Origin of the sequence: Desulfocapsa sulfexigens DSM 10523, from assembly GCF_000341395.1 — a bacterium.
GTDB classification, from domain to species: domain Bacteria; phylum Desulfobacterota; class Desulfobulbia; order Desulfobulbales; family Desulfocapsaceae; genus Desulfocapsa; species Desulfocapsa sulfexigens.
On sequence record NC_020304.1, the window covers coordinates 3,392,812 to 3,405,396 of the forward strand.

Consider the following 12,585-nt stretch of genomic DNA (forward strand, 5'->3'; position numbering starts at 1 on the left):
AAGATATGGCAGAACGGAAGAAAAATTGCCTGGCTCCGGACATTCATCCTGATTTCCAGCAAGGCAGTTTGGGACATGCTGAAAAAGAAGAAGGAACTGGTACCCCCATACCGACAAAGGAGTTCCGTAAACAGCAGATGATGGTGATCGGCAATCGATCACAGGTATATAAAGCAATGATGTTTGCCTGGTTGCTGTCATTTCTCTCTATTCCGCTATTTTCGTTTTACGGACGTCCTTTGCAGCTCTATACAATGACGCGGTTTTCCTCAGAAGAACTGACTTTCCGGCTTGGTCTGTTTTTTGGTGCTATGGTGCTCATTTTATTTGTGTCTCTGCTGAAAACCCGACATAATCCTTACGCTTATCAACTTGTCTGGGTAATGCCGCTGGCTATATTCTTCTACTTCAGTCTCCCCTTTGTCGAAAAGATACATATAGCTCTCTTTGGCTTGTTCGGCTTTCTAACCCAAAAACTTTTTGAACAGAAAATGGCTGCTGTTTTCTGTATTTCCATCTCTTTTCTGGATGAGTTATTTCAGCATTTCCTTGTTGACAGGGTAGGTGACTGGCGTGATGTGTGGTTGAATCTTTTTTCAGCTTCCCTTGGAATGTTCATTGCCTTTATTCTTTCCGAAGCCGGCTGCAAAAATTCTAAAGAAAATTCTACAGAATGCTAAAACAATCTATTTTCATCCTTTTGGTGATTTGTTTATCTTTTCCCGCTGCAGAAGCTTACAGTGGAGACTTAAAGATAGTTGTTCTTGATGTGGGAATGGGCCAGAGTATATTGCTAACAGATCATGGTCACGGCCTTCTTATTGATACAGGTCTTGCTGAGTATCCCCCTCAGGTGTTGGCGAGGATGGATTATTATGGCGTACAGACACTGGATTATCTTGTCCTCAGCCACCTTCATTCCGATCATGCTGCAGGGTACTTTGAAATCAGGAAAGCCTGGTCCGATGCTCCCGTTTTAGGGAGCTGTTATGTGCCCGAAAGACTCCTTCCCGAAGAAGAGGCATTTTTGAAAAAAATTCAGCCGGTTCTTTCCGTGGATCCTCTTTATGGTTGCCTTGCTGCAGGAGACACTATTTCCTGGCAGGGCTATGAACTGCAGGTTTTATGGCCCATTGTCGCACACGAAACGAATCTCAACCTTAATTCTCTTGTCCTGTTGTTAAAAAACTCACGGGGAGGGAGCCTGCTCGTCATGGGGGATGTGGATAAATCTGTGGAAAAAAGTCTAATTCCGGTGCTACAATCCATCCTGCCTCTTTCCGGAGTTAATTTGTATGTTGCATCGCATCATGCTTCAGCAGCCGGTACCGATCCTGAATTTTTAAATGTTGTACGACCACAGGTTTCCATTATTTCCGTTGGAAGAAACAATCGCTTCGGGTATCCAGCTGAAAACAGCGTACGCTTCCTTGAGCAGTACAGCAAAACCGTAGTCCGAACGGACAGAAATGGCGAAATCTGTTATACGCTGGGGATGACAGCAGTACCCTGTAAGTAGATCTCGGGCAAGACCGGGAGATCAACGGAGAAAATTTGAGAGAATACAATACTGATGTCAATCTTTACAATCAAACGAAAAGATAGTGATCTGCTCAAAGAACACGGCATGGTGCTGAACTGACTGCTTGGGTGACATCAGCCACGGTGGTATTGTTGAAATTGAAGATGAGCTTGAGGCTGAAAAGCCACAGGGACAGAGGTTAGGCGGCAGCAACTACCTTAACCGGCACCATCTGGATTGGTTTCACAACCAATCCAGATGGTGCCGGCAGATAGTATTCAGATCAAAATGATAAATATTTCCCGAAACAACCAGCTTAATCACCAGGAGGTGCAACTGGCGCTTTCGATTTTCTCCAGGAAATCAGACTTCCTTAATGCCTTCCAGCTTCCAATCCTCTGTACCCAGTGGGCGTGCCCAGGTCCACTCTTCGGCAAATTTCACGGGCTCGGTCATACTGCCGGAGAGTAACTCGCCACTCTTGTCATCAACGGTGTAATCAAGAAGATTTGCTGTAAAAAGAACGGTCGCAAAATCTTCCCCGTTTTCAGAACCGGCGGAAACAAGTTCAACCTTGCGAATGGAAATATTCTCAAGTTTATTGATCTCACCCTTAGATTCCATCTCGGCAAATTGAACTTCGTACTCAGCAGCGAGCTGTTCTCCCAGAAGATTTCTGTAGGAACTTATATCACGCCGCATCCAACCGGCCTGTACTTTATAGAACACATCCGATGCCACCTGAACAAAATAATCTTTATCAAAGCCTGGGTCAGCTATACGAATAAGATCCAGACCTTCTTCCAGCGCGGTTTTCGGGGGGGCTTGCGGTGGGGCTTTGAATCCGCCGGAAGCAGGAGCTTGATATCCGGGAGATGCGCCACCGGAAGAACGTGCGGCCGTGAACCTTCTATACATAAAGAAAGCAACAATACCAAGGAGGAGGAAAGGAAGTATTCCCATACCGGTTCCTCCCATTCCAAACATACTGCCAAGCAGCATCCCTCCGATTGCACCGCCAAGCAGACCACCCATCAGTCCGCGGCCCATTCCAGGCTGCTTCTGCTCGGTAGCCGGCTTCTGGTTCTGGGTTACAGGAGCCTTTTGGGCTGGTGTTGAACGAAAAGAGCGTCCGCCCCCCCGGGAACGAGCATCTGAATACTCTGCCATGATACCTGCCTCAACAAAACAGAGGGTAAAAAAAAAGAGAAAAAAAGGAGTGAATTTCCTCATGGAATTCAGCATTATATTCCTCCAGAAAATGATTGTATAAAAGACTTTTATTTCCCGTATATTACCAGCAGGCCATATTCCTGTCATCCCTTTTAGCAGCCTCAGACCAGTGCAGGACCCTCTCGCGAAATGAAGCATTTTTCCTGTATATCAGCCACCTACAGTTACATGTTCGAATAAACTGAACGAATGAGTTTGATTTATCTAACAGACTCATTTTGACCTGTGCTGCCCCATTTTGAGTAAAGAAACGAAACATGATTTATAAAATTAAGAGACTTCGTTTTTTAATTTCCGTAACCTACCCTCTTTGTCAGATTGTGGATTGCCCTTCAATGTAATGAAGAGATTGTTTATTACAACAAAGCACCTCCCTGCCTAAAAACAGACCACTTCCCCCCGCCATTCTTTTCTGTCGAGCACCCTGCAACGTAAAAATGTGAAACCGGGTTGTAAAAGTTGATCAGACAGAGATGTCCTGCTCATCAGCAACGAACCTACGCTACACTATATGTTTATCAAATCTGCCAACAAGTGAGCTGTTGGTGCAAAAAATATTGATTTCCTGTCTTGTTGTGTGTATAAGTGTTTCCGGATAATAAGCGAAGACTTGGGGGACATATGACAAATATGTCTGTCAGGCATAACAATGCACCAGCAAAGATTTTTCGTGGTGTCGTCATCTTGGCTTAAAAATATATGGCAGCAAGTCTGGCCGGACTTTATTTTACTATTAAAATAAAGTGCGTATCAGAACAAAAAGGCCGAAGAATTACTGAATATTCAGTGATCTTCGGCCTTTTTTTTTGCAAAAAATAAGGAAACCATCGTTTTAGTAATCACCGGAGAACAGCATGACCAACAAACGAATTGTCTGTGATGAAAAGCAGTACATCATTAACACGGACGATAAAATAAACAGCTCAAAAAGAACCCGGCCCGACACCAATTTTCAAATGAGATAAACCCCACTTATAATTTTAAAAAAAACATAAGGTATAAGAAAATGACTCAAAAACCACTTGTTGGAATTCTCATGGGCAGCGACTCTGACCTGCCAGTCATGAAAAAAGCGCTGGCAGTGCTTGCTGAAATGGGCGTTGCCTGCGAAATGGACATCAGCTCGGCCCATCGGCTGCCGGATAAAACGGCCGAGTATGCCCGTACGGCAAGAGAACGCGGCCTTGAAGTAATCATTGCAGGAGCAGGAATGGCAGCCCACCTGGCAGGAGTTATTGCCGCCCATACTACTCTGCCGGTGATCGGTGTACCTCTGGCCTCAGGGGCCATGAACGGAGTGGACGCACTTCATGCCACGGTACAGATGCCTCCTGGTATCCCCGTGGCAACTGTGGCCATTGATGGTGCCAAAAATGCAGCCTATCTGGCCTGTGAGATCCTTTCAATCAAATACCCGGAACTCACCGATGCCCTTGAGAAATACAGGGAAGAGACCCGCCGGACTCTGATGGAAAAATCTGCACAGTTACGCCAGGTTTGAACCTAGCCCATAAACGACCCACCAATAACTAATTACAGGAGCAGTATCATGTCACGAAAAATGGTCACTATTGACGGCAACCAGGCCTGTACCCATGTAGCCTATGCCACCAGCGAAATAATCACTATCTATCCAATCACGCCATCAACCTCAATGGCGGCAGAATCTGACACAAAGGCCAATTCCAACCAGAAGAACATCTGGGGCTCTGTTCCCACCGTCAGTCAGATGCAGTCCGAAGCAGGAGTTGCAGGAGCATTGCACGGTTCACTTACCACCGGTGCACTCTGCACTACTTTTTCCGCCTCCCAGGGCCTTATGCTACTGCTCCCCAACATGAACAAGATTGCAGGCGAGTTGACCCCCACTGTATTTCATATCGCTGCCCGTGCTCTGGCCTACCAGGGATTGTCCATCTTCGGTGATCACAGTGACATCATGGCTGCCCGTCAGACCGGTTGGGCTATGCTGGGCTCTCAGAATGTCCAGGAAGCCCAGGATATGGCCCTGATATCGATGCAGTCTACGCTAAAATCACGCATCCCCTTCATGCATTTCTTCGATGGTTTCCGTACCTCCAGTGAAATTCAAAAAATCGAACAACTGTCAGAGGAAGACATGCTGGAAATGATTGACGATGACCTGATCATTGAGCACCGTAAGCGTGGTCTGTCTCCGGATCGCCCTATGATGCGAGGAACAGCTCAGAATCCGGATGTAAATTTCACCGGCCGGGAAACAGTTAATAAATTTTATGAAGCAGTGCCTGGAATTGTCCAGGAGACCATGGACAAGTTTGCTATCCTCACCGGGCGCAGCTACCACCTCTTTGATTACTTCGGTGCACCCGACGCCGAACACATTATTGTTGCCATGGCCTCGGGAGCAGAGACGGTGCGAGCCACCGTTGAGTATCTGGTAGCCCAGGGAGAGAAGGTAGGTCTGGTTGTGGTTCGACTGTTTCGCCCCTTTGATGCAAGCGCGCTTATCGGAGCTCTTCCGGACAGTGTCAAGTACATCACCGTACTGGATCGAACCAAGGAAAGTGGCGCGGCAGGCGAACCCTTGTATCAGGATGTCCGTACTGTTGTCGGTGAGGCCCAGGATACTGGTGTTCTTGCCAAAGCACCGATTGTGTTAGGCGGCCGCTATGGCCTGGGATCAGCCGAATTCACCCCGGCCATGGTCAAGGCGGTGTTTGACAATATGGCTTCAACCAACTCAAAAAACCATTTCTGTGTAGGCCCAAATGATGACGTAGCCTTTACCAGCCTTGATTACGATAAGTCCTATGATATCGAAGGCAAGGATGTCCACCGGGCCATGTTCTTCGGTCTGGGAGCTGACGGCACCGTTGGCGCCAACAAGAACAGTATCAAGATCATCGGTTCCGAGACCGACAATAATGCCCAGGGATATTTTGTCTATGATTCAAAAAAATCCGGTTCCATAACCACCAGTCATCTTCGTTTCGGCAAAAATAAAATCATGGCCCCCTACCTCATCAACAAGGCCAGTTTTGTTGCCTGCCATAAGTTTACTTTTCTTGATCAGTATGACATGCTGGCCAGCATCGAGGAAAACGGGACCTTTCTGCTTACAACTTCTTTCAGCAAGGATGACGTCTGGAAGCACCTTCCAGCAAAAGTCCAGAAGCAGATGATTGACAAGAAGTTGAAATTTTACATCATCGATGCCATCAGCCTCGCCGCAGCCCTGGGCCTTGGCGCCAGGATCAACATGATCATGCAGACTGCTTTCTTTTTGATCTCCGACATCATCTCCAAAGAAGAAGCCATCAGCTCCATCAAAACCGCCATCAAAAAAACATACGGAAAAAAGGGTGAGAAGGTGGTCAAGATGAACTACGACGCCGTGGACGCAGCGGTAAACAATATCGTATCCGTTACTGTACCCTCATCTATCAACGGCCACGAACTTCCACCAACCGTACCCGCCGATGCCCCTGCTTTCGTCAAGGAGGTAACGGCAAAGATGATTGAGGGCAAGGGGTCCGAGATCAGGGTTTCCCAGATGCCCTGCGATGGTACCTGGCCCACCGCCACTACCCAATATGAAAAACGCAACATTGCCGTTCAGGTTCCCCAGTGGGATGCGGGGACCTGTATTCAATGCGGTCAATGTTCCCTGGTCTGTCCCCATGCCTCCATCCGCATAAAAATTGTTGACCAGAATAGTCTGAACGATGCACCTGCAACCATGCAGAGTGTTGATGCCGTTGGAAAACAGTTTAAGGACCGTAAATTTGTCCTTGCCGTTTCCACTGAGGATTGTAATGGCTGCAGTCATTGTGTATCTGTCTGTCCGGCCCGCAAGAAAAATGCTGCTGGAGAAAAAACTGAAGAGCGCGCATTGGCCATGGCAGATAATAATGAGGAGATCCGAATCCGTGAATCAGGCAATTACGCCTTTTTTCTCAATCTGCCGGAGCTTGATTGCAGTGAAATCAACCCGAGCACTATAAAAGGCAGTCAGCTGTTACGACCTCTTTTTGAGTACCCTGGTGCCTGTGTGGGCTGTGGTGAGACCCCGTACATCAAACTGGCCACCCAGCTTTTCGGCGACCGGATGATGATTGCTAATGCCACCGGCTGCTCCTCCATCTACGGCGGCAATCTACCCACTACCCCCTACTGCAAGCGGAGTGATGGACGAGGGCCGATTTGGGCCAACTCGCTGTTTGAAGACAATGCCGAGTTTGGTCTTGGTATGCGCCAGACCGTCAACAAATTGGCGTCCCAGGCCGTTGAACTGCTTGAAGGTGCGGTAACGGCAGGGCTTGTGGAGCAGAGTATGGTTGATAAAATACTGAATGCCCCCCAGACCAGCCAGGTAGAGATTGAGACCCAACGTGAGATGATTGCATGGTTAAAAAAGAAACTTGAGGGAACCACCTTTCCAAAAGCTCAGCAATTACTCCATGTGGTCGATTATCTCGTGAAAAAATCGGTATGGATATTCGGTGGTGACGGGTGGGCATATGATATCGGCTACGGTGGTCTCGACCACGTGCTGGCTTCAGGTGAAAATGTCAACGTTCTGGTCATGGACACCGAGGTGTATTCGAATACCGGCGGCCAGATGTCAAAATCCACCCCCCGTGCGGCCACCGCCCAATTCGCCGCTGGTGGTAAACGGATGGCCAAGAAGGATATAGGAATGATTTTTGCCACCTACGGCAATGTGTATGTGGCAAAAGTTTCCATGGGTGCCAATCCGGCCCAGGTGGTCAAAGCCTTTAACGAGGCTGAGGCATATGACGGCCCATCGTTGATTATTGCCTATTCCCACTGCATTAACCATGGCATCAATATGGCTCAAGGGCTGGAGCAGCAGAAAAAGGCTGTTGATTGCGGCCACTGGCCGCTCTACCGCTACAATCCAATGCTTGAAGAGATCAGCAAAAATCCACTGATCATTGATTCTAAAGCTCCGTCATCGTCGTTTGCTGATTATGCGATGAATGAGAACCGCTACAGAGCCCTGAAGTTAACCAACCCCGATATGTTTGACGAGTTAATGGGGATGGCCCAGAAGGATGTGGATAAGGCATGGAAGTTTCTGGATGGTCGCCGCAAGGCCCTGAAACCTGAAGCATAGGAAGTGACGGAACAACAACAGGGCCAGGGACTTTTTTTCATCCCTAGTCCTGTTGCCTATTCCGTAGAGAATAAATAAAAATCAAGACGAATGTATCTGGAGATATGATGCATAAACTACTGACCGATGAGCCTGGAAAAAAGATGTTGCTGCTTGGTAACGAGGCCATTGCCCGTGGGGCCGTTGAGGCTGGAGTGGCCATTGCTGCAGCGTATCCTGGCACCCCTTCCTCCGAAATTTCACTGAACTTTTTTCAAATGTCTCAGGAAAGTGAGCTTTATTTTGAATACAGTGTCAATGAAAAGGTCTCGCTCGAGGTAGCGGCGGCTGCAGCCAATACAGGCGTACGTGCCATGTGTATTATGAAACATGTGGGGATGAACGTTGCTGCCGATGCCCTGATGACTCTTGCCTATGTGGGCGTGAGAGGTGGGCTTGTTATTCTGGTGGCTGACGACCCTTCCATGTTTTCCAGCCAGAATGAGCAGGATAGCAGATACTATGCAAAACTTTCCGGTCTTGCCATGCTGGAGCCATCCACCATTGAAGAGGCTAAGGACATCACAATCCGGGCATTTGAGTTGTCAGAGGAGTTAGAAGAGCCTGTTCTTCTCCGAACAACCACCCGAATAAATCACTCCACCGCTGTTGTCACATGTGGCGATATCTCTCCTCCAAAAACAAAAGGAGATTTTACCAGAAACCCCATGCGCTATGTCACAGTGCCAGCGGTATCACGTAAACTCCATGTTCGACTTCTTGACAATCTTGCCAGAGCAGAAGAAACAGCCAATCAGTCATCCTTGAATTTCACGGAAGGCAAAGGCAACTGGGGTATTATCTGTAACGGAGTCAGCTACACCTATGTTTCCGATGCCGTGCAGGAACTTGGGATAGAGGAGAAGGCGACAATTCTCCGCCTGGGTTTTTCGCACCCCCTGCCTAGAGAAAAGGTGAATTCGTTTCTAGCCGGCTGCGATCGTGTACTCATCGTGGAAGAAGGAGAGCCGGTCCTTGAGGAAGCCGTAAAAGCTTTGGCCCAGGAAAAAGGCAAACTTCTACCCATAGGTGGAAAAAGTACGGCTCTTTTTTCACGCCTTGGCGAATTCAACCCTGCTCTTGTGCGAGAAAAAATTTCTGCGTGGTTTGAAGTGCAAGAAACTCTTCATGACAAACAAGAGCCTTTAATACAGGCGGAGTTAGCACCACGTCCGCCAACCCTGTGCGCCGGCTGTTCTCACCGGGCCACCTTCCATGCTGTAAAAAAAGCTGCCGCAGGTATGGATGTCATCTATCCCACTGATATTGGCTGCTACACCCTCGGTATGCTGCCCCCCCTTGGGATGGCAGATTTCCTGATCTGTATGGGGTCATCCACCGGGACTGCCGCAGGTTTCTCCAGAACTCTGGATAAAAAGGTGGTCACTTTCTGCGGTGACTCCACCTTCTTTCATTCTGCAATGGCAGGGCTGGTCAATGCAGTATTCAACAAACATAACTTTACCCTGATAATCCTTGATAACGGTACCACAGCCATGACCGGGCACCAGCCCCATCCGGGTGTGGATATGGAAAAGCACGGGCTTTCCGGTTTTGGCAAAATTGATATTGAAGAGGTGGTCAAAGCACTGGGCGTCGGATATCTATCCGTCATTCATCCCTTCAAACTCAACAAAAGTATCAAAGTGTTACAGGAAGCGTTTGCCTACAAAGGTGTTTCCGTAGTTATTGCCAGGGAGATCTGCACCCTGTATGGCAAGAGTCTGAAAATGCCAAAGATGAAACCCTTTTACGTCAGTGACAAATGTCAGAATCATAAGGACTGCATCGACCAGCTTGGCTGTCCCGCCTTCTTTGTCAAAAAGGGTCGGGTGAATATTGATCCTGATCGCTGCACCGGTTGTGCACTCTGCGCTCAGGTCTGTCCTGAAAACGCCATTCGTCCTGTAAAAACAAACGATAAGTAAAATCCCCGAGGGAAACAAGATATGAAAGTAATCAGATTAATGATCGTGGCCGTAGGTGGTCAGGGAAATCTCCTGGCTACCAAAGTACTTGGAGAGGCTGCACTTCTTGCTGGGATCCCCTTTAGAATGAGTGAAATCCATGGTATGGCTCAGCGGGGTGGTGTGGTTGAATCAGCAATGATTTTCGGGGATGCCAAAAGCTCGCTTATTTCCGATGGTGAGGCTGATATTCTCGCCGGTTTTGAACCCCTTGAGACCCTGCGCGCATTAGGAAAATGTAACAAAAAAACTGTAGTTATAACGAACTCTGCACCAATACCGCCATTTGCAGCGGCTGTCGGGTGGTCTGCCTATCCGGGTCCGGAGGATTTGCAGATACAGATACTGGACATGGCTGGAAGCCTGAATAGTTTTGACGCTACAACTCTTGCCATTGAGGCCGGTAATGTCATGGCTGTAAATATGGTTATTCTTGGTGCGTTAGCCGGCACCGATCTGCTTCCCGTTTCTGCTGAAAACATCAGGGAGACGATTCGCAACAAAACCCGAAAGAATTTTATTGATGTCAACCTCAAAGCCTTTGACCTGGGTTTCAAGCAGTAACCTTAAAAGCTACATGAGGAAATGACCCTATGTTACTCAATGGTACTTCCGAAGCAGAACAGGGAAAGACAGTGTACCTGGAAAAGATATGCGAGATATCAAGCCGTTTAGTCATCGGCATAAACAGCATATTTGTCCGAAAAATGAACGATAAACCACTGCTGTCTGCCTGTGAAAATAAGTTGGTTGAAGGAAAGTATCTCCAGGAGGATTTCCAGTATGTCCTTATCTGGAACCGTGGTGTTATTGCCAGTATGGTGGCAGAGCAGGCGTATGAAGTCGGAAAAAAAGTTATTTTTGTCCACGACGGTAAAGATGCCAGACCAGATAGAAGTGATGGGGATCTCATCTTTACTGCTCCATATTCTGCCACACCTGAACAGAAAGGCCGTGGGGATCGACCAGATATCACAGCGCTCGACCAGCTACTGCTGTTTTTAAAGAACCATAATATTCCGCTTGATCAGATTGTCCTCCATCCGGGGTATGGATTTAATTCGGAAGATCCTGTGTTTTTTGAGGCGTTGGAGAAGAGAGAAATCCGTTTCCTGGGTGCCGGCAGCAAACACATTGATTTCATAGGCAACAAAGTCAATGCCAATAAGATCGCAGCCCAAACAAGCATAAAACCACCAGGGTCCAGTGGAAGGATAGAGACCGTAAACCAGGCCCTGACTTTTTTTCAGCTGTGCCACAAGGACGGGATACAAAAAATAGTCTTAAAAGATGCATATGGAGGCGGTGGCTCAGGACAAAAACTCATTGCAGTTGATGATCCTCAGGCGGAGAATATAATCGTACAGACTGTAAATGAATGGCTGGATAAAGGAACGACCTTCAGTATCGATCAGTGGATTGAAAAAAGCAGGCATATCGAGATGCAGGTAATGGTGGACCAGGGCGGCAACGTTCGCTTTGGTTCTCCCCGTGACTGCACCATGCAACGTGCAAAGCAGAAGATCATTGAAGAGACAGCCTCGATCACCCTGTCCCAGGAACTGCAACTGCGGGAATCCATCCAAGACTATTTCAAAATGGTGGAGGAAAAACTTGAAAAACCCTATGTGGGGCTGGCTACCTTTGAAATGCTGTATGAACCCGATACCGGCAATTTCAACTTTCTGGAAGTAAACACACGAATTCAGGTAGAACACCCTGTTTCCGGGCACCAGGGCGGTATTCAATTTATCAGGACACAGTTTGATATTGCCAGTGGACAGAGACTGCATGATCAGGAAAAACTTGATCGCAGGCGTGATAAGGTGGGAGGCCACACCATTGAAGCCAGAATCTGCCTTGAAGAAGTCTTAGAGACGGGGATGATTCAGTTTGTAAAAGAAATGTTGCACAAGGATGCCCTTACCTTGGGTGTTAGCGGGAAAGTTGCAATAAGGCTGCCGGAACGTGCCAATTCAACGTTTTACTTTGATAACCGTATAATAAGAGACAGAGAAGTTGCCAATGGTCAGGGGCGCTATGACACCATGGTCGGCCAGGTAGTTTCAAGGGGAGTAGATAGAAAGTCTGCCATATTTGAGCTTGAGATGGCCGTTAAAAGTCTCCAAATAAAAGGGGTTTCAAGCAATATTGAACTTGTGGCAACTATCCTTGACGATCCAGAATTCAGGGACGATCGTCATTCCTCAAGGAGCAGTGTTGTAGACCGTTTTATGGAGAAAAAAATTGCTGAAAAGGATCTGCTGGAAGAGAACAAAAAAAAGAGGCAAATCGCACTAAACAAATTCAAAGACGAACCGGAACAAGTGGGTATTGCGGATTTAGTCCGTGTGATAGATCTGCCCCTTGCCCCGTGCAGAACGACTGTAAAAAATATAATCGATTTTTTCACCCCGCCCGGATCGGCTTTCCAGGCAAAATCATTTGAAAAAAGGTACTTTTTAGTCGAAACAAGCCTTGTCAACAGAGATCTTTTTCGGTTTCTCAGCTGTTTTCAGGTAACCAGTGCGGATGCATATATAGCATCAGACATAAAACTGTTTGCAATCCCGACATGTATGGAAAATCCTTTTCGCCTTTTTTGGCAATATTACACAGGGGAGAATCCATTTGAAGTAAAACAATGTTTGTTGAGAAGCCAAAATCTCCAATTTTTTTGTATGAAAACAAATAATTAAAGA

The 12,585-nt window shown here is 47.4% G+C and carries 9 protein-coding genes; 8 read left to right on the plus strand and 1 reads right to left on the minus strand.

The genetic code is table 11. The annotated features are described in order from the left end of the window. The first annotated feature begins 5 nt into the window (after nucleotides 1-5). The 3 genes from UWK_RS15155 (at nucleotide 6) to UWK_RS19485 (ending at nucleotide 1,814) form a co-directional block, all read left to right on the plus strand. Nucleotides 6-680, plus strand: coding sequence for a VanZ family protein (locus tag UWK_RS15155; RefSeq protein ID WP_015405266.1), 675 nt, complete (start codon nucleotides 6-8; stop codon nucleotides 678-680). Then, complete coding sequence (locus UWK_RS15160; protein ID WP_015405267.1) at nucleotides 674-1,519, plus strand: ComEC/Rec2 family competence protein; 846 nt, start codon at nucleotides 674-676, stop codon at nucleotides 1,517-1,519. Before UWK_RS15155 ends, UWK_RS15160 begins: the two co-directional genes overlap by 7 nt. A gap of 127 nt (nucleotides 1,520-1,646) precedes the next feature. Beyond that, nucleotides 1,647-1,814, plus strand: coding sequence for a hypothetical protein (locus tag UWK_RS19485; protein ID WP_153304910.1), 168 nt, complete (start codon nucleotides 1,647-1,649; stop codon nucleotides 1,812-1,814). A gap of 71 nt (nucleotides 1,815-1,885) precedes the next feature. Here UWK_RS19485 and UWK_RS15165 read toward each other — a convergent pair whose 3' ends face one another. Beyond that, nucleotides 1,886-2,767 carry a Tim44 domain-containing protein gene (locus UWK_RS15165; protein WP_015405268.1) on the minus strand — a complete coding sequence of 294 codons (882 nt, stop codon included), beginning with the start codon at nucleotides 2,765-2,767 and terminating at the stop codon, nucleotides 1,886-1,888. A gap of 994 nt (nucleotides 2,768-3,761) precedes the next feature. Here UWK_RS15165 and purE point away from each other — a divergent pair. The 5 genes from purE to UWK_RS15190 all read left to right on the plus strand — a co-directional run bounded on the left by purE (nucleotide 3,762) and on the right by UWK_RS15190 (nucleotide 12,582). Then, nucleotides 3,762-4,256, plus strand: a complete 495-nt coding sequence (gene purE, locus UWK_RS15170; protein WP_015405270.1) for a 5-(carboxyamino)imidazole ribonucleotide mutase — start codon at nucleotides 3,762-3,764, stop codon at nucleotides 4,254-4,256. A 48-nt stretch (nucleotides 4,257-4,304) separates the two neighbouring features. After that, nucleotides 4,305-7,877, plus strand: a complete 3,573-nt coding sequence (gene nifJ / locus UWK_RS15175; RefSeq protein ID WP_015405271.1) for a pyruvate:ferredoxin (flavodoxin) oxidoreductase — start codon at nucleotides 4,305-4,307, stop codon at nucleotides 7,875-7,877. A 107-nt stretch (nucleotides 7,878-7,984) separates the two neighbouring features. Continuing rightward, the gene (gene iorA / locus UWK_RS15180; protein ID WP_015405272.1) at nucleotides 7,985-9,844 is read left to right on the plus strand and encodes an indolepyruvate ferredoxin oxidoreductase subunit alpha; all 1,860 of its coding nucleotides are present in this window, start codon (nucleotides 7,985-7,987) and stop codon (nucleotides 9,842-9,844) included. 21 nt (nucleotides 9,845-9,865) lie between these two features. Next, complete coding sequence (locus UWK_RS15185; protein WP_015405273.1) at nucleotides 9,866-10,447, plus strand: indolepyruvate oxidoreductase subunit beta; 582 nt, start codon at nucleotides 9,866-9,868, stop codon at nucleotides 10,445-10,447. 29 nt (nucleotides 10,448-10,476) lie between these two features. Then, nucleotides 10,477-12,582, plus strand: a complete 2,106-nt coding sequence (locus UWK_RS15190) for an ATP-binding protein (protein WP_015405274.1) — start codon at nucleotides 10,477-10,479, stop codon at nucleotides 12,580-12,582. Nucleotides 12,583-12,585: the final 3 nt, after the last annotated feature.

Coding starts and splice junctions, on each gene's coding strand:
- UWK_RS15190 (WP_015405274.1), top strand. CDS start 10,477: ATGTTACTCAATGGTACTTCCGAAGCAGAACAGGGAAAGACAGTGTAC.
- UWK_RS15155 (WP_015405266.1), top strand. CDS start 6: ATGGCAGAACGGAAGAAAAATTGCCTGGCTCCGGACATTCATCCTGAT.
- iorA (WP_015405272.1), top strand. CDS start 7,985: ATGCATAAACTACTGACCGATGAGCCTGGAAAAAAGATGTTGCTGCTT.
- UWK_RS15165 (WP_015405268.1), bottom strand. CDS start 2,767: ATGCTGAATTCCATGAGGAAATTCACTCCTTTTTTTCTCTTTTTTTTT.
- purE (WP_015405270.1), top strand. CDS start 3,762: ATGACTCAAAAACCACTTGTTGGAATTCTCATGGGCAGCGACTCTGAC.
- UWK_RS15185 (WP_015405273.1), top strand. CDS start 9,866: ATGAAAGTAATCAGATTAATGATCGTGGCCGTAGGTGGTCAGGGAAAT.
- nifJ (WP_015405271.1), top strand. CDS start 4,305: ATGTCACGAAAAATGGTCACTATTGACGGCAACCAGGCCTGTACCCAT.
- UWK_RS15160 (WP_015405267.1), top strand. CDS start 674: ATGCTAAAACAATCTATTTTCATCCTTTTGGTGATTTGTTTATCTTTT.